Origin of the sequence: Brachybacterium sp. FME24 (genome assembly GCF_014897705.1) — a bacterium.
Classification (GTDB): domain Bacteria; phylum Actinomycetota; class Actinomycetes; order Actinomycetales; family Dermabacteraceae; genus Brachybacterium.
In genome coordinates, this window is the sequence record NZ_JABUXV010000011.1 from 84669 (window position 1) to 102964 (window position 18296).

The 18296-nt window shown below is 67.3% G+C and carries 10 protein-coding genes; all 10 read right to left on the reverse strand.

Features of this window, described 5'->3' with window-relative positions:
* Nucleotides 1-6: 6 nt before the first annotated feature.
* Complete coding sequence (locus INT51_RS13760) at nt 7-849, reverse strand: hypothetical protein (RefSeq protein WP_193105898.1); 843 nt, start codon at nt 847-849, stop codon at nt 7-9.
* A complete protein-coding gene (locus INT51_RS13765) occupies nt 846-3647 on the reverse strand; it encodes an alpha/beta fold hydrolase (protein WP_193105899.1) in 2802 nt (933 codons plus the stop codon). The genes INT51_RS13760 and INT51_RS13765 overlap by 4 nt, the downstream gene beginning before the upstream one ends.
* The gene (locus INT51_RS13770; protein ID WP_193105900.1) at nt 3644-5377 is read right to left on the reverse strand and encodes a hypothetical protein; all 1734 of its coding nucleotides are present in this window, start codon (nt 5375-5377) and stop codon (nt 3644-3646) included. The genes INT51_RS13765 and INT51_RS13770 overlap by 4 nt, the downstream gene beginning before the upstream one ends.
* Before the next feature lie 75 nt (nt 5378-5452).
* A complete protein-coding gene (locus tag INT51_RS13775) occupies nt 5453-7222 on the reverse strand; it encodes a heparinase II/III family protein (protein ID WP_193105901.1) in 1770 nt (589 codons plus the stop codon).
* 39 nt (nt 7223-7261) lie between these two features.
* Nucleotides 7262-11389, reverse strand: a complete 4128-nt coding sequence (locus INT51_RS13780) for a heparinase II/III family protein (protein WP_193105902.1) — start codon at nt 11387-11389, stop codon at nt 7262-7264.
* A gap of 43 nt (nt 11390-11432) precedes the next feature.
* A complete protein-coding gene (wecB, locus tag INT51_RS13785) occupies nt 11433-12605 on the reverse strand; it encodes a non-hydrolyzing UDP-N-acetylglucosamine 2-epimerase (protein ID WP_304502194.1) in 1173 nt (390 codons plus the stop codon).
* 44 nt (nt 12606-12649) lie between these two features.
* Nucleotides 12650-13702, reverse strand: coding sequence for an ABC transporter ATP-binding protein (locus INT51_RS13790; RefSeq protein ID WP_193105903.1), 1053 nt, complete (start codon nt 13700-13702; stop codon nt 12650-12652).
* A complete protein-coding gene (locus INT51_RS13795; RefSeq protein ID WP_193105904.1) occupies nt 13686-14579 on the reverse strand; it encodes an ABC transporter permease in 894 nt (297 codons plus the stop codon). Before INT51_RS13795 ends, INT51_RS13790 begins: the two co-directional genes overlap by 17 nt.
* Entirely contained in the window at nt 14569-16437 is a 1869-nt protein-coding gene (locus tag INT51_RS13800) for a glycosyltransferase (protein ID WP_193105905.1), read from the reverse strand. Before INT51_RS13800 ends, INT51_RS13795 begins: the two co-directional genes overlap by 11 nt.
* A gap of 112 nt (nt 16438-16549) precedes the next feature.
* Nucleotides 16550-18292: a hypothetical protein gene (locus tag INT51_RS13805; RefSeq protein ID WP_193105906.1), complete on the reverse strand. Its 1743-nt coding sequence runs from the start codon at nt 18290-18292 to the stop codon at nt 16550-16552.
* Between the last annotated feature and the right edge of the window lie 4 nt (nt 18293-18296).

Below are 18296 nucleotides of genomic sequence, written 5' to 3' on the forward strand. Positions count from 1 at the left end.
CAGGACTCAGCGAGCTGCTGCCGGACCTCGCGCATCCGCGAGCAGCAGCTGGTAGGGAGACAGCGTCACGAGCTCTCGGCGATCCCTCAGATCCACGAGATGGTCGAGCACCGCGGTGAATCCTTCGAGGCTGAGCTTTCCGTCCATGCCGAGCCGCGAGGGATGCAGCATCAACTGCAGCCCTCTCTTCTTGCTGGCCGCAGCATCGATGCGGGCGATGATCTCCTCGACGGGCCTCGCATCGATGGTCACGTGGGCCAGGCCGTCCCTGACCTGGCCATCGAGCAGTCGCTGCGCGGTGCCGGGCACGTGCCCGGAGGCCACGGCGTGATGGGCCAGGATGATCCGTCCGGCTTCGGTGGCCCACTCCTGCGGGCGCGAGCCCTTCGCGAAGCCGGCGTAGTCCTCCCCCGGGATCCCCGGCGGGTTGAATCCCCACACCTTGCCCTGGGACGAAGGGAGCTGCTCCTCGATCTCGCCGATCGACGCGACGACCTCGTCCATCAGGTCCTCGGTGGTGGCGACGCCGCGATGCGAGGCGGAATGATTCCAGACCTCGACGTGCCGTGCGCGCACCCAGCCATCGACCTCGTCCATCCCCACACCGCGATTCTCCCGGAGGTCACCCGTGCGCGGGTTGTGCGCCAGGGACACCACCAAGCGTCGCGGGATGGTCAGCGGCAGGATGTGCTGGGACAGGTTGACCAGCCCATGATCGAATCGCAGGGCGACCGCCCCGAGACCGCCGGTGTCCACGGAGCCGCCCATCGCGTGCTCGAACATGGTGCGCCGGATCTGATGCTGGATCCAGGCATCGGCCGCCGTGGGAACGTCGCTCGAGGTGGTCATGCGCCCAGGTCCCGCAATCCTCGCAGCCTCCAGGGCTGATCCGACTGCGCGCCGGCCTCCTCGCGGACGATCTGCAGGTACTCCTCGGAACCCGGCACGCGATGTCCCGGTCCCAGGTACGGGGTCAGCGTGCGCAGGCGCTCGGAGCGCTCGGAGGCGGCGAACGCCTCGGTGAACGGCAGGAAGTGCTCCTGATGATGGTGGTCGTCCCCCGGATTCTGGATCAGCAGGACGTCCTGGTCGAACCCGATGCGGCGGTAGCGCTCGATGAGGTCCATGCGCGGCGCGTTCTGCGGGTCGTCACTCACCGTGTCCCGACCGAACAGTGCCCAGTGCGCCGATTCCGCGATCCGCGGGACGTACCTGTCGACCTGGACCTGAGGGTTGAAGGAGACCACGCGGGTTCCTTCGAGGTAGGCGCCGAGCTGGAGCGCGGCGAAGCCCCCTCCCGAATTGCCGACCAGGAGCACCTTCTCGATACCGCGACGGCGGGCGTACGCCTCGATCATCCGCGCGATCTCCCGGTGGAGGTCCTGGTCCTCGGTGCCGACGTACCAGGACAGGAGCATGCGGGAGTCGAGATCCAAGCACGGATCGGAGAAGAACATGACGGGCCCCAGTCCCAGCTTCGGCATGGACCGCAGACGTTCGTACCGGGGCATGGTGAACTTCGTGCGATCCGTGGCACCGTGGAAGTACACGGTCAGGACGTCGCCCTCCCCATCACGCAGGTACGCCGAGGGCACCAATTGACCCAGATCGACACTCCAGACGAATGGCTCGGTGACCCCGTCAGGAACCGCCGCCGCGTCCAGAGTGGTGCGCACGGGCACGTCGTAACCGGGCTGGATCAGCTCCTCCTGCCCGAATCGCACCAGCGGCCCTCGGCGCAGGCTCCCCACCTGCGGGTGCGGGGCAACGCGCTCGGCGAGATCTGTCCCGGCGAGATCGATGAGGGCCGCACCGAAACCGTGGTCGCGCAGGCCATTGACGCGCAGTTCCTCGCCGGCGGCCACGAGCCGGTCGATGCCTCGCAGACGAGCCGGCACGTCACCGCCCTCGGCGCGCACCTCGTCCTTCACCGCCTCGATGGCGCGGCGCACGTCGACGCGCTGGTCGAGAGACTCCTGGGGCGTGAGGTTCCCGGCGGCCCCGATAGCGATGGTCCGCGCGACGGCCTCGTCCGGGTCGAGCCCCGACGGCACCACCATCGAGAGCTCCGGGGTCACCACCAAGGTCTCGTCCAGGTGCTTGTCGCGCATGTTCACGGTGAACTCCTTGCCCCCGCGCGCAACCCGGTGGGCATCGAACACGGAGGAATCCACGACGTCCGCGACGATCGACACCACGCGGTTGCTGGTCCCGATCATCGGGACCCTGATCCGCCACGCGATGCGCCGGCCGGTCTCATCGCTGACCTCGGCGATCTCGTGGTCCTTGAGGGGAAGCCCGGAGACCTGGATCGCCACCGAGCGGCCGTCTGCGTGCAGGAGGAAACCGCGGGGAGTCGGTTCGACCTCGACATCCGGGGCGGCGATCCATTGCAGGTGGCCGGCGTACTCCTTCGAGGATCGGACCGTGTCCTCGACGATCATGTAGTTCCCGGTGCGCGCGTAGACCAGGTGCCTCGACCACTGCACCTGGAGGTGCACGTTCACCTTGGCGACGAGTCCCTCGACGCTGTCATCCACGTAGTGCCGGATCAGCTCGGCGCCCCCGTTCACGCGATAGCGCACGTCCTCGACGTCGACCACGGAGTGCGTCGCGGCCTCAGCGGCGGCAGGATCCAGGGGATCCACGAGCCACGCTCGGCCCTGGGAGTTGTAGGTCACCCGGCCCGGATCATGATGCGCCTCCCGGCCACGGACCGGGCCGAGGAGCATGGTCACGAGGGTCTCGTCCCGAGCATCGCGTTCGGTCTCCCCCCACCCGCTGCGAAGGCTCACCAAGCCCGACGGGTCGACGTGGGAGATCTCGGCCGGAGCCGACCCTTCAGCTCCCCCGGTGACGACATATCGGGTACGGGGGTCGTCGGCCCCGGGGATCTGGTCCGGGACTGCTCCGCCGACTGGGATCAGTGTCCCGTCCGGGGCCAGCGCCTGACGCCAGAAGCCCGTGGCGCCGATCCGGCCGAAGATGTCGTGCTGCTCGGGGACCCCCAGCTCGGACAGCGCCTCTCGCCAGGCGGCCGCAGCAGTCGCGACCTCGGAGAGGTCCTTCGCCACCGCGTATCCGTCCTCGGTGAACGCACCTGCGGCAGCCGCGATCGCGCTCTCGCGAAGCGCTTCCGGATCGTCGCCCTGACGAACCTGGAGGGCGAGACGGATCTGCAGCAGCTGGAGACGGCGCTCCGCGGAGCCGGCCTCTTCGTCCAGGCGGGTGAGTCGCTCGATGTGGAGCGGGATCAGCGACATCGCCTCGCTCCCCTCAGGAGCGCCGAGCGCGAGCGCCGTCGACCGCTGCTCGAGCGGGATCGAGCGCCACGCATCGGAGGCGGGATCCTGTGCTCCAGCGGAGGCGGCCCAGGTCATCACGATCCGTGTCCAGGCCGCCGCGGCATCGGGCACCGCCTCCGGTGCACGACGCAGCGGATCGATCCAGCGCAACGACTGCAGGGCCAATACCTGGACCCGCTTCAGCTCGCCGGTCTCGTCGAACGACGACGTGGAACGGACACCCACCGTGGTGTCCCCCAAACGCACCCGCCCCTGGATGAGGTTCTCTGCGGTGCGCACGTCGTGGGGGCGGGGCGCGAAATACCCGGTCTCCAACCGAGCCAGGAGCGGGTGCGTGGTCATCGGGTGCGAACCTCCCGCACGCGTCGGTTCAGAGCGGCGATGTGCTCATCGATGTGGTCGATCCACATCGCTCGGTTCAGCCACGACTCGTGCACCGGCAGGGCGTCGTCGCCCTGGATCGTCTCGAGATAGCCGTCGATCTTCTCGCGCTCCAAGAACTGCGGCCACAGCCGAGGGTTTCGGAAGATCTCGTGGAAATAGTCGGAGTCCGTGTCATAGGTCGAGAGCTTCTTCTTCATCGACTTCTTCGAATCCGAGACCTGGGCCTTGTAGTACTGCACGTCGGCCCAGCCGGGGATGGCGCGGCGCACGATCTCGTCGGGGAAGATCTTGTCGATCTTCTCCTGCGGGTCGAGGTCGAAGCATGCCCGCACGTACGCCGGGCCGGACAGCATGATCGCTGACATCGATCCGAGCGCCTGGTTGCCCCACCTGCGGAACTTCTCGGTGAGGTACAGGTAGTCGAGCGAGACCAGGCCCGGCAGTCCGTGACGTGCTGCGCGCTCGTAGCTGCGATCGAAGAACCCATCCATGGATGACTGGGCCTCCGGGGTGAGGAGCCCGCCGCGGAAGCTCTTCGCCGCGTAGGCCACAGGGTGATCGAGCTTCGCGATCTTCTCGAGGTCCCCGGGACGGTGGTAGTAGTAGCCGTGCATGATCTCGCCGCCGACCCCGCCGATGCTGAGGCCTGCGCGCCCGCCCGGGATGCGCACGTTCGATCGAATATTGGTCGGTGCCGCGTCCCCGTCCCACATGTCGAAGGCGTTGGCGAAGCGCTCGCTCAGAGGCATCGTGATGGTCGACGGGCTCGGGTAGGTGAGGTCATGGCGGACCTCCTGGCCCTCCTGCTCCTGACCGGCATAGTCCGCCATGAGCTCCTTGGCGATGTCGGCCTCGGCCTCCAGAGTGCCCAATGTGATGACTCGGGCGCTGCCCCCGCCGCTCAACCAGATCGAGGCCGTCATCCGGGAATCGCGCCCGCCGCTGAGATAGAGGGTCGAGTTGCGCACGCTCAGGGCATCGAGATTCCGGGCGATCGTGCGAGTCTGCGCGATGACCCCTTCGTAATCAGGGCGCGCCTCGCGCTCCCCGACGAGGTCGGTGAGGTCGGTGTGCTCCCCGAATGCGACCTCGCCGGTCGGCGAGACGTCGAGAACTCCGGCCTCGCGCAGCCGACGGATGCCACGGATCGGCGAGTCGTCCTGCGTGAACCAGCCGGCGTGCACATACCGGGCGATCGCTTCGGTATCTGCTTCCAGAGGGCCATCGACGAAGTGTGCGAGCACACCGATGTGGTTCGAGGCCGCCACGAAGTCGTCGGTCACGACGTAGTAGCAGCGGCCGATCCCCAGCGTGTCCGCCCAGATCCGCACGGAGCCGTCGGCCCGGCGGTGGATGCCGAAGTGGTTGGGGAGCAGCCGCCCGAGCGCGCCCGAGCGGACCAGGGATGCCAGGCCCGTCCAGTAGTCCGACGGGGTCGCATCGTGGTCGACCGGGATCGGGGGCTGGGACACCGCGATGATCTCGCCGGAGTCCTCGTACCAGGTGGGGACCTGCCAAGCGCCCTCCATCCGGTCGGCATTGAACAGTGCAGTGCGGTCATCGAGGTGCACGTGGTCCACGGCCTCGCCGAAGATTCGGCGGGCATCCTCGACGACCCCGTTCAGGAGCGTCGGCAGGACGTCGCGGGCCGCGGGAGTGCGCGCAACGCAGACGAAATTGATGTTCACGGTGTGTACCTGCTTCCAGGGGAACGAGGAGAGCGTCCGGTCGTGTCGTGGGGTTCGGGGCGGATCGGGGTGGGATCAGAGAAAGTGCAGGCGCGTCTCGACGGATGCTCGGGTCTCGAGGGGGAAGGTGAAGCCGAGGGACCACGTGGGGTCGAGGGCACCGTCCGTGCGTGACCGCCATCCCCGCAACGGCTCGTGCTGGCCGCGCACCGGTTCCAGTGCACGGCCGGGGCCGCTCACGCCGAGGCGCAGCGGGCCGTTCACGGTTTCTGCGCGCAGGACGATCTCCTCCCCCACGGACTCCAGCTCGAAGCTGCCATCGATGTTCAGCCACACCACGGCCTCACGGGGCTCCGGCAGGCGGGAATGGATGGCGTCGAGCAGACGCAGCTCCTTCCCGGGCGTGTACACGACACGGCGGCGGTGGACGTAGTCGGGGTGCCGGACCCGCGCGGACAGGTCGAAGCGATCGCCCTTGCGGACGCAGTCGGTGAGCGCGCTCCCGTAGGGCTTCCGTCCCTGGCGGCGCTGGTTGCGGCCATCGACCATCAGCGTGTTGTGCGCCATCGTGCTCTCGACGTACTGACGCTCCGGTGCGGCGTAGTAATAGCCCTCTGCCCGGAGCGGTGACTCCCGATCCAGCAGCTCGCCGTAGCCGAAGCGCCCGGCATCCGTGAGGATCTGCTGGCCGCGGTCGTACCAGACGACGTTCAGATCGTCGGCGTGCTTGTGTGCCCGCGAATGGTAGGCCGCGCTGAACGCGAGGTACCCGCTGCGCGCGAACTCTCCCGGTGCGGTCGGCTGCGGCGAACGCACGAAGGCGTATCCCCCCTCGGCGAAGGCTGCGAGCTCCTCCGACATGGGTTCGCCCGATGCGCCGTCGGTGAGGAGGAACCGGGTATGGGGATCGATCGAATCCGGGACCTTCTCCAGGACGTTCGTCTCCGGGGAGTCCCCCATCTGCACTATCGCCCCGTCGGGCTGGATCATCCACCCCAGAACGTGAGCAGCGCGCTGGATCCGTTGCCGGATCTCCTCGTCGGCGATGAGATCGTCCCGCACGGCGAGCTCGAAGGAGTTCAACAGCATGCGGTGATAGTCGGGGGAATGCTCCAGATGGACGCCGTCGGCGGCGAACTGCGAACGTGCCATGAGCGCGAGGCGCTCAGCGCCCTCCTCCGCGGTCCGAGGTGCATCCGGCAACATGGCAAGGTGCCGGCCGGCGTGGACCTGCGAGACCGCCGTGTAGAAGCCGTGGTTGTTGCGCGGGTTGAACGCGCGGTCCTGATGGAGCTCGTCGAGGTGCCAGGCGAGCGCCTCCGCGAGGATCACCGTCTGCTCCCGCATGCCTCCGTGCCGGGCGGCGCGCAGGGTGATCGCGATCAGCCGGGGCATGCGCAACGACTGGGACATGTCGTACCAGGCCATCGGGTCGGCCTCGTCGTCGGCTCCACGGTGGATCCGGATCCAGCCCACCGCGATCTGCACGATCCGGCGCAACCAGAGGTCGCCGTCCTCGTCATCCGCAGCGCGGAGCAGCGGGTCCATGAACTCCCAGGCATGCAGGTGGAAACCCCACGAGCGGTGGGCGACTCCGTACTGCGCCCAGTCGGAGAGTTCGGCGATCAGGACCGGATCGAAGCGGGAGAACTTCCACCCGTCCTCGAAGACGGAGGAGGCACTCTGCTTGATCTTCTGTATCGAGAACCATCCGGTGAGATCCGGGAGCTGCGCCGTACCCAGAGCGGTCAGCAGTTGCTCGATCTCGACGTCGCGTCGACGCAGAGCCAGGTCCGAGGAGGTGAAGAGGTCACCGTCTGCGGCCAGGTCATCGTTCTCTGTCATGGTGTCCTTAAAATGCGGGGAACCTTGCGGGGAGGGCGATCACGAGAGCCGGAAGAGCGTGTCCACCGCGGCCCGGGTCTCAACCGGCACGTTGAATCCGACCGACCAGACCGGTTCCAGGGATCGGTCCCGCCGCGAGCGCCACCCGCGCAGAGGGTTCTGGCCTCCTCGCACCGGATCGACGAGGGTACCCGGCCCCGTCACCTCGAGCCGCAGCAGTTCGCCGTCGACCAGACGCTCGAAGACCAGCGCCTCGTCGCGTTCGACGAGTTCGAATGCGCCATCGATGTTGTACCAGACCACGGCGCTGCGACTGTCCGGTGACTGCGAGAAGATCGCATCCTTCACGAGCAGTTGTCGCCCCGGCGTGTACACGACGCGTCGGCGATGGATGTAGTCGGCGTGGTGGACGCGGGCGGACAGATCGAACACTCCGTCCGCCTGGACGGCTTCGGCGATGCCGCTGCCGTAGGGCGCACGATCTCGACGATCCTGGTCCTCGCCGTCCATCTCGACCGTGTTGTGAGCACGGGTGCCCTCCACGTACTGGCGCTCCGGCGACCCGTAGTAGAACCCCTTCTTGCGCAGGGGCGAATCGGCAGGGAGCAGGTCGCCGTAGCCGTAGCGGCCCGAGTCCACGAGGATCTCGGTGCCCCGGTCGTACCAGACGATGTTGAGATCATCGGCGTGCTTGTGCGCGCGGGAATGGAACGCTGCGCTGACGGCGAGATAGCCGCTCGCGGCGAGCTCCCCGGGGCCTTGCGGAGCAGGCGAGCGCACGAAGGCGTACCCGCCGTCCCGGAACACTGCGAGCTCCTTGCTCGGTGCCTCTCCGCGACGTCCATCGCTCAGGATGAACTGCGTGTGCGGATCCAGGGAGGGCGCGTCCTCGACCGTCATGTAGGTCGCGGGGGTATCTCCGAACTGCACCAGGTATCCATCGGGCTGCACCATCCAGCCGAGCACCTCGGCGGCGCGCCGGATCCGTTCGCGGATGTCCTCGTCGCCGACGAGCCCGTCCTGCACTGCGCGCTCGAACGAGCCGAGAAGCATCCGGTGGTATTCCGGCGAATGCTCGAGATGCGCGCCGTCCGGAGCGAACTGGCGGTCGGCCATCGTGCGCAGTCGCGCCGCGCCGTCGTCGTGCAGGGCTTCGACGCCCGGCAGCGGCGAGCCGTGCTTGGCCAGGTGCAGCTGCGAGGCCGCGGTGTAGAACCCGTGGTTGTTGTTCGGGTTGAACGCCCGATCCTCGTGGAGCTCGTCGACATGCCGCAGGATCGCGTCGATGAGAACGGTGGCCTGCGGGTGCAGATCGTCATGGCGTGCCGTGCGGATGAGCAGATTCAGCAGCATCGGAGCCCGCAGGGCGAGGGCCATGTCGTACCAGGCCATCGGATCTTCAGGGGCATCGGGGGCGACGTAGGTCCCGATCCAGTCCAGGGCGATGTCCAGGCTCGTCTCGAGCCAGTAACGGTCCCCGGTCCGCGAGTGCTCCCGCAGGAGCGGCTCCATGAACTTCCACGTATGGAGATTGAATCCCCAGGTGCGATTCGCTTCGCCGACGGCAGCCCAATCCGGGCACTCCGTGACGCGGACGGGTTCGAACTCCTCGAAGGCCCAGCCGGTCGAGACGATGTCGTGCGCGTCCTGCTTCATCTCGCTGAGGGAGAACCATCCGGTCAGCGGGGGTTCGGGGAGCAGCTCGAAAGCATCCAGGAGGTCGCCCGCGTTCACACCGCGCTCGCGGAGCCGGACCTCCGACTCGAGATTCAGCGAGGACGGACCGGTGTAGCCCAGCTTCTTGTAGACCCGGTAGTACTCGCTGACGTTGTTGTCCCAGGTCCGGTAGTTGCGGACCCAGCGGGAGGCGATCTGGCCGAGCTCCTGGCGGCGCTCCGGATCCTGGATGAGCTCGAGGAGCTTCCGGGAGAGATCGGTGCTGTCCCCGGCCCGGAACGTCTCGACGGCACCGGACTGCCGGGCGATCTCCTGCAGGGCGCCGACATCGGACAGGATCACGGTGCGCCCCGTCGAGAACGCCTCGAACGGTTTCAGGGGCGTCACGAGATCCGCGACGGCTGATGCCTTGCGGGGCACCACGAACAGGTCGATCAGTCCGTAGTACCGCAGCACGTCCTCGTGGGGGACGCGCCCGGTGAAGAAGACGTTCTCGATCCCTGCGGAGGCGACGCGCTCGCGCAGGGTGGGCAGGTACGCCCCGTCCCCGACCAGCAGCAGGCACAGCGGGCGATCGGAGGTGGCGGCGGCGAGGTGGTATCCGTCGATCAGAGTGTCGATGCCTTCGTACTCGACGATCGACGAGATGTAGCCGACCACGAGGGAATCCGCTGGGAGTCCGATCTCCTCGGCCAGGTCGCGGTCGCTCTCCTGCACGGGGAAGTTCGTGGCCTCGACGGCATTGGGGACGATCGAGACGGAGTCCCCCGCGATCCGGCCCTGCGCGGACTCGATGATGTGGTCCCGCATGACCTCGGCGAGGGTGAAAACATGATCGGGGAGCTGCCGGGCGATCTCCTCAGCACGCTTCCTCAGGGTGTACGCATCAGGCAGCCCGTACATCGAGAAGAGGATGTCTGCGCCGTCTCCCCAACCGTTCGCGTCGATGGTGCGCGAGAGCCACGACTCCTCCCAGAAGCCCCGCGACTCGTACACGGTCGGGATCGAGTACTTGGTGCCCACGGCGTGGACGATGAGCGCATTGAAGAAATCCGACTGGGCGTGCAGGACGCTGGGGCGGACCTCGAGCACCAGCTGGGCCAAGCCGCGGATGTTCTCGGCAAGCCACTCGTCCAGCAGCAGCTCGTTCCGGGGTGCGCCCGGCAGCAGGTAGTAGTCGACCCCGCCGTGCACATAGTGCTCGGTCTGCTCGATGTCATGCTCCGTGATCCCGGACTGGCCGACGATCGCGACCGGCAGACCCTTCCGGATCTGGGCGAGGGCCGTGTACTGGGTGCGCAGGGTGTAGCCGGTCTGTGTCTCGGGCAGCACCCGCCCGACCATGTGCAGGATCGGACCGGAGGGGTCGTGGGCATCCCCGTCCGGCAGCTCGGGGTTCACGAGCAAGGGCTGGGAGAACAGCGAGATCTCGTGCTCGATCTTCGCCACGGCCTTCGCGTCGTTCTCTCGACCGGACTTCTCATGGACGCGTGCGACAGCCTGCGCGGCGAGTTCCCAGTATCCCGTGGCGCGGAAGTACCGGTAGACCGCCCGCGAGGTGGTGAGGTTCAGTTCCGCGAGCAGGTCGAAGCTGTCGAGCAGGGGACGAACGCGCAGGTAATCGCCCCGGGAGGTGTAATCCTCGAAGAGCTTCCTCGCGCTGCCCGGCGTGAGAACGGCTCGAGGGCTGCGCCCCAGTTGTATCGCCGTCTCGAAGGACGTGCGCGCCTGCTCCCTGGACCTCTCCTGCAGGGTGGACACCTCCCCTTCCAGCGGGTCGAGGAAGCCGCTGGGCACGCGGCTCCGCAGAACTCGCAGGTCCTTGCGGACCGTCTCGAGGCGCTCCGCGGACCGCTTCTGCGCGTTGCGCGCATTCACCACCGAGCGACGCAGCGACGCAGCCACCTCGTCACCGGCGACGAATCGGGCGTCGAGGCTCTCCACGAGCTCCTTCTGCGTCGCGTCCTGGCGGGCGCCGCGCTCGTCGAGCTCACTGAGCGATCGCGTGGTCGTTGCCAGGCCCGCATCGAGCCCCGCGACCGAGGAGACCGTCTCGTCGAGCCGGCGACCGTGATCAGCCGACGACGCCTCCGCGCCACGAATCCGACGATCGTGATCAGCGGACGACGTCTCCGCGCGATCGATCCGGCGACCATGATCGGCGGACGAGGCCTCCACGTCGCCGACGCGGGATCCGACCCTGTCCACTCCCTGCTCGAGAGCTTCCGCATTCTGCTCGACGACGCCGGCACGCTGCTCGAGGTTCTTCGCCCGGGTCGCCAGGCGGTCGGTGGTTCCACTCAACCGCGCGGCGAGACGCATCGCCACGAAGCACGAGGACAGCACGAGAACGAGCCCGAGCACCGCGGCGATGATCGCCAGGACCCAGGATCCCATCGCCGCTGCGATGGCCAGGACGATCACGAAGATCGCCCACCCCGCTCCAGCCGCCAGGATCGCTGTTCGAAGTCGCTCACGCATAGTCGTCATCTCGTTCCTGCTCGTCCTACCAGATGCTGAGGCTGCAGTGCTCTCAGGCGGAAGGGGTTCCGAAGTCGACCGGGCGCTCGTTGCCCAGGAACTTCCACTTGATCGCGGCCACGGTACGCGCCGCCGCCTGGCCATCACCGTAGGGGTTCACGGCATTCGCCATCGCCTCATAGGCCTCGGGGGAATCCATCAGGTGAGAGACCTCGTCGACGAGCCGCTGGCGGTGCGTGCCGATCAGCTTCACCGTTCCCGAGACGACAGCCTCCGGTCGCTCCGTGTTCTCCCGCATCACCAGCACGGGCTTGCCGAGGCTCGGGGCCTCCTCCTGGACACCGCCGGAGTCGGTCAGGACGATGTTCGCGAGGCTCAGCGCACGCGTGAACTGGGCGTACGGCAACGGCTCGATCAGGAGCACGTTGTCGAGGCCCTCGACCGCCGGTCGGATCGAAGCGCGAACCTTCGGATTCTTGTGGATCGGGAACACGATCGTCAGGTCCGGGTACGTGCGCGCAAGGTCTGCCACCGCGCCGCCGATGTCCTCCATGGCCGATCCCAGGTTCTCGCGGCGGTGAGCGGTGACCAGCAGGATGCGCTCCTGCCCGTCGCTGCCCAGGCTCCTCTGCAGCTCTTCCAGGCGCTCGTCATCGAAGCGCACCTCGAGCGTCGCGGTGGCGTGGAGCAGGGTGTCGATCACGCTGTTCCCCGTGACGACGATGTCGTTCTCGCTGACATCCTCACGAGTGAGGTTCGCTTTGCTGGTCGAGGTCGGCGCGAGGTGCAGCGCCGCGATCTGGCTGGTGAGCTTGCGGTTCGCTTCCTCGGGGAACGGGGAGTTGATGTCTCCCGAGCGCAGGCCCGCCTCGAGATGGAGGACCGGGATCTGACGGTTGAACGACGCGACGGCGGCGCCCATGACCGTCGAGGTGTCGCCCTGCACGATCACGGCGTCAGGCGTCTCTTCCTCCAGGATCGCGTCGACCCCGCTGATCACCTTGGCCACGATCCCGTTCAGGCTCTGTCCGGCAGCCATGATGTTCAGATCATGGTCGGGAACGATGTCGAACATCGTGTTCACCTGGTCCAGCATCTCGCGGTGCTGTCCGGTGACGACAAGGACGTTCTCGAGCTCGTCGTCCTTCTCGATCGCCTTGATGATCGGGGCGACCTTGATCGCCTCGGGACGCGTGCCGTAGATAGTCATGATGCGCAGAGTCACAATGTTCTCCTTGGGGATCGGGATGATTCGGGGATCGGGATGTATCAGTTGTCGTCGTGAGGGAAGATCGTTGCGGGGAAGGGCTTCTTCAGAGACGGAGTGTTCCGGTCGTAGGCCTTCGTGAAGGGGTCGGGCTCGAACTCCGGGGCGACGTCGCGAGTGCGGTCCCCTCCTGCCGGCTCCGCATCACCCACGGGGAACAGCTGCTCAGCACGTCGCTGCGACTCCCCCTCCAGCACGGCGTCTCGGAGCAGGCCCGCCGCCTTGTCCTCGTCGCCCTGAGCCAGATTGTGAGCGAACCAGCGGTACTTGCGGGCCACCTCCACGGCGTCACCGTCCAGCACCACCCGCCCTCGCTCCATCCAGATGGCGCGCGAGCACATGTTCTCGATGGTCTGCGCTGCATGGTTCACCAGGAAGACAGTGCCCGCGTTCTCCAGCAGCTTGTCCATCGCGTTCTTGGACCGCTCGGCGAACGTCGCATCTCCGGTGGCCAGCGCCTCGTCGATCATCAGGATCGACGGGTCCGCCGCCAGGGAGATCGCGAACTTCAGGCGCGATCCCATGCCGGACGAATAGGTCTTCATGGGGAGATCGATCGCCTCTCCCAGCGCGGAGAGTTCCACGACCTGCTCGAAGATCTCCTCCGCTCGCGCCGGGGTGAGCCCCATGGCCAGCGCACCGAGCTTGACGTTCTGCGCGCCGGTGAGCTCGGGGATGAGTGCCGCGCTGACTCCCAGCAGGACCGGACGATCGGAGGTCAGCACGGTGCCGGTGCTCGGCGCCTCGAGCCCGGCGAGCGCGCGCAGCAAGGTGGACTTCCCCGACCCGTTGCGCCCGATGATCCCCACGAACTCCCCGGAACGGGCCGTGAAGGACACGCCTCGGAGAGCTGCCACGTTCACCATCTGCTTGCGCGTGAACTTCCCGAGCAGACCGGTCCGTGGGGTCCTGTCGGTCCGCAGAGCCCGGTACCGCATCCGGACGTTGTGCGCGACGACCGTCACCGGAGAAGACTCCGGCGCGTGCCAGCGTTCATCCGCCGGGCTCTCGCCGTTGGTCCCGTCGCCCTGCGTCACGTCACTGCTCGTTGCCATACGTGGCCTCACCTCGCCAGAAGAAGAGGAACCCGAACACCGTCAGCCCTACTGACCAGGCGCCGAGGATCAGCCAGTGCTCAGCGGCGGGAACCGTGCCGTCCATGAGCACTGCTCGATACAGGACCAGCATGTGGTAGATCGGGTTCACGGCGATCAGTGCCGAGGCGATGGGGTTCGTGAGGAAGCGTTCGATCGGGAAGATCACGCCCGATCCGTACATCAGGAACCGCCCGACGAAGGACATGAACTGAGTCATGTCCGGGAAGATGAACCCGACCCGCGCCATGACCAGGGAGATCCCGAGGTTCAGGAAGAACTGGAAGACGAAGATCACCGGCACCAGGAGCCACGTCACCTCGGGCTGCTCATGGTTCGGCACCACCATGATCATCACGACCATGATCGCCACGGTGTACACCATCTGCAGGGACTCGCGGATCTCTGCGGAGATGGGCAGGGAGGCCCGGGGGAAGGTGAAGGCCCGGATCATCGCCTTCCCGGACACCAGCTGACTGGGCCCCTGGCTGATCGCCCGCATGGTGGACCGGAACATCAGCACGCCGATGATGATGAATCCCGGGAAGTTCTCCATCCCGCGGGTGACCTTCAGGATGAGCGCGAAGATCACGAAGTACATCGCCGCATCGAGCATCGGCTTCAGGAGCAGCCATGCGCTGCCCAGGCGGTTGCGGCTGTTCTGTGTCGCCACGCGGTGGCGGGCGTCCATCCAGATGAAGTGCCGGCGATCCCAGAGCTGGGCGAGGTATTCACCGAGGCGGGGCCGCACACCGACTGGCGTGAGCCCTTGCGCCTGATAACCGCGGGATTCGAGGGCGCCGACGATCTGCTGGGGAGTCTTCACGTCAGATGCCATGGGTATCGCCCTCCTCTGCTCCGCTCGTCACTCGTGAGTACACCACGGCGTATCGTCCCACTTGTCCCGGCCAGGAGCGCCGCTGGACCATGGATGAGGCCGAAACCTCACAGGGGTCGGTGCTCGTCGCTCGCTCGCTCGAGGCCACGATGGCTGCTGCCAGCGCACGCGGATCCTCAGCAGGCACGCACTGTGCGATACCGTCCGACTCCGTCTCTGGGATCACCTCACGCAGTGCCGGGAGGTCCGACACGATCAGCGGTCGACGCAGGGCCAGCGCCTCGATCGGCTTCTGCGGGGTGACGGAACGGGTCACCGCCACGTCCTTGCGAGGAACGACCACCACGTCCAAGGCCTCGACCCAGCGGCGCGCCTGGTCACGCCGGACCCTTCCCGGCAGATGCACCCGGTCGCCGATCCCCAGCTCACCGGCGAGATCGGCGAGGACGGGACGCGAGACACCATCGCCGGCGAGGACGACGTGGAGGCGCCGGCGCAGCCCGTCGGGCGTGCGCGGATCCTGCAGAAGGTGCGCGACAGCGCGGAGCAGCACGTCGAACCCTTCGTAGTCCACGAGCGCACTGACAGCGCCGACGAGGAAGGCATCGGCCCCGCAGCCCGTGTCGTCGTCCAGCCCGACCATCTCCCGCGCCCGGGACGTGCTGACGTGGTCCTCGAAGAGGGACTCATCGACCCCGTTGGGGACCAAGGTGATCATGTCGCGATCCACGCCTCGGGAGACGAGCTCGTCCGCCATCGTCGTCGACAACGTGACGACGGCGCCCGCATCACGGGCCTGCTCGCCCTCCTTGGCCACGATGAGCCGGTGCTTCTCCGAGGCGGTGGCCGCTTCCCGCCCTTCGTCGCTCGCGTGCGACGCGACCCAGGTCTTCTCCATGAGGCCCCGGACCTCGAACACCCAGGGGATCCCGGTCGCATCGGAGACGGCCTGGGCGACCAGTGCATTGAGGTAATTGGTCGTCGCGTGGATGACCTGCGGTCGGAACTCCTCGACCAGTTCCAGAGCACGCTCGACCTCCACGTGGAGCCGCTCCTGCTGGGTCTGCGGCAATCGGGACGGGAGCGTCCGCACATAACGGATGCCGTCCACCACGTCCTCATCGCGTGCCGTCGGAACGCCCACCATGACCGGATAACCGGTGCGGGTCAGCGCCACGGATTCGACGCCCTGGTCCCGGAGCGCCGTGAGGATCCGATGACTGCGCAGGGAGTATCCGGACTGGGTGTGCGGGAGCGAGTTCGTCAGCAGATGCAGCACCCTCACCGGGCCGTCCGCCGAGCGGGATCCATGACCGTGCAGCTGTCGCTGGGAGCTCGTCGGCAGCCGGAATCCCGGTTGCAGAAGCTGCAGCTCGCTGCGCAGGCGTTGTGAGTAGCGCGTCCTCCCGGCGTCCGCCTCGTCCAGGATGCGCACCGCCTCACCGAGATCCCCCCGGGACCACGAGGCTCGCGCACGAGTCGTCGCCGAGGCATCGGCAGGGATCAGGTCGAGGCGATCCAGCAGGATCGCCACCTCCCCCGCCACTCTGGAGGAACGACGACGAGGCTCCGTGTTCAGGCACTCGAGCGTCCTCACCGCAGCGGCATCTCGACCGGCCATGAACGACCCCAGAGCACTGGCAGCAGGCGATATCGGCCGGGCCTTCTCGAGGAGACGGCCGAGGCGGACCCGTGCGCCGAAAGGCAGCCGCCGACTCACCTGGATCGCCAGCAGAGCAGGGTCATCGAGGAGGTGCTGAGACGCCGCCTGCACGAGGACGGAGACGTTCCGAGCACCTGTCGGCACGATGCGCCGCCCAGAGCCGGGGATCGTGTCCGTCCGAGATCCGATATTCACGGAGTCGAGGGTACAGGGGACGGTACCCAGAGCCGCCCCGCGCACCTCTCGTTGCCAGGGCGTCGGAATCCCCCCGCGGCCAGCCGATTCCTCGCTGGAGAGTTCAGCCACGTCATCGCCAGAGCTCGTCGCGCGTCCTCTCGAGCTGCGCGACATGATCGGGCAGGGCGTCTAGGACGTACGCCTTGTTCAGGTTCGACTCATGCATGGAGTTCCCCTCCCCCGCATGCACGGCCTTCTCGATGTCCGCCATCGCCTCCGGGGTGAACCACCTCTGCCATGCGGTCCGCTCATGGATCAGCCGTTCCATGGAACCGGGCGACGTCTCCCAGGTCCGCATCCCCTGCACGCGGACGGACGCCTTCGAGTCGGCGGGAGTCGCCTTGAAGTAGGGCACTTCCTCCCACGCCGGGATCAGCGCGCGGGACAGCGCCTTCTGCATGACCTTGTCCAATCGCTGCTCGGGCGTCAGATCGATGCCCGCACGGACGAAAACGGGGTTCAGCAGGAGGACGAACGAGGCTGAGCTCAGCTGCGCATTGATCCACCGGCGGAACTTCGAGTGCATCTGGAACACGTTGAGCGCCGTGGCGTCCTCGTGGCCCAGGGAGCGTGCGAACGCCTTCTGGTTCTCGATGAATTGCAGCGTCGAGACTCTGGACTCCTCGGTGTTCACCTTCCCGGCGAACGCCTTGCCGACCCGGTCCAGCGGGTGCTGGAGCTTCCGTGCCATCTCGAGCATCGCCGGGGTCGCGTAATAGATACCGTGCATGACCTCGCCATTGGCTCCGCCGATGGTGAGGCGGGCGCGTGCAGGCGGCCGATTGACCGCGGACTTCAGGTTCGCCGGCGCGAAGTCCCCGTCCCAGAGTCGCAGCGCCTTGGCCAGACGATCCTCGATCGAGAAGGCCGAGGTCCTCCCCGGGTTGGGATACGTGACCCGGTGGGCCAGCCCGCGCTCCGCGAGCTCGTCCGTCGTGCCGAGCGCCGCCATGAGCTCATTCGCCACGTCGACCTCGCCCTGGAGGGTCCCGACCGTCTGGATCGACGCCGGCTTGCCGCCGGCCAGCCAGGCAGCTGCCGTGACCCTCGAGTCCTGGCCGCCGGAGAGATGGACCGTCGGGCTCTGCACGGCGATCTCGCCGATGTTGGAGGTGAGGATCGCCATCGACGCCCCGACGCCGTCGAAGTCCGGGCTTTTCTCCCGAAAGGAGTAGAACTCCTCATCGGTCGCATAGCGTCGACGAGAAACCTCCCCATGCCTCCCGACGGACACGACCTCGGCCGGCCCGAGCCGGCGGACGTCGACGATCGATGAATGGTCCTCCGGCCAGAAACCGACCTGCGCGAGCAGATCTGCCCCATAGGTGTCGACCTCGAGGCGCCGCGAGGAGAACAGGGAGACCATCCCGATATGGTTCCCGGCGGCGACGAAATCCTCGTTCTGCACGACATAGGCGCGCCCGAAGCCGAAGACGTCGTTCCAGACCTCGAGCCCGCCATCCCGCCACAGCGAGATGCCGAAGTATCCCGGCTGCACCGTCCGTCGGCCGGAATCCTCCCGAAGGCTGCCCATCGCCCAGGTCTCCCAGCCCGCGCGCTGGATCTCTTCCGTGTACGAGACCGGAGGCTGGGACAGAGCCAGGTGGCCGTAGGAATCGTCCATCCAGGTCGGTGCGTTCCATGTCCCCTCGACGGCCCGGGCGTTGAGCAGCGCCCTGTTCGAGGTCAGCTCGATCGCGGCGTTGGTCGTGTCGTACTCCTCGCCACCGAGACGACGTGCTGCGTCGAAGATCCGCGGGAGGAGCTGACGACCCCTCTCCGAGATCGCTGCCACACAGAAGTTGATGTTCACCGCG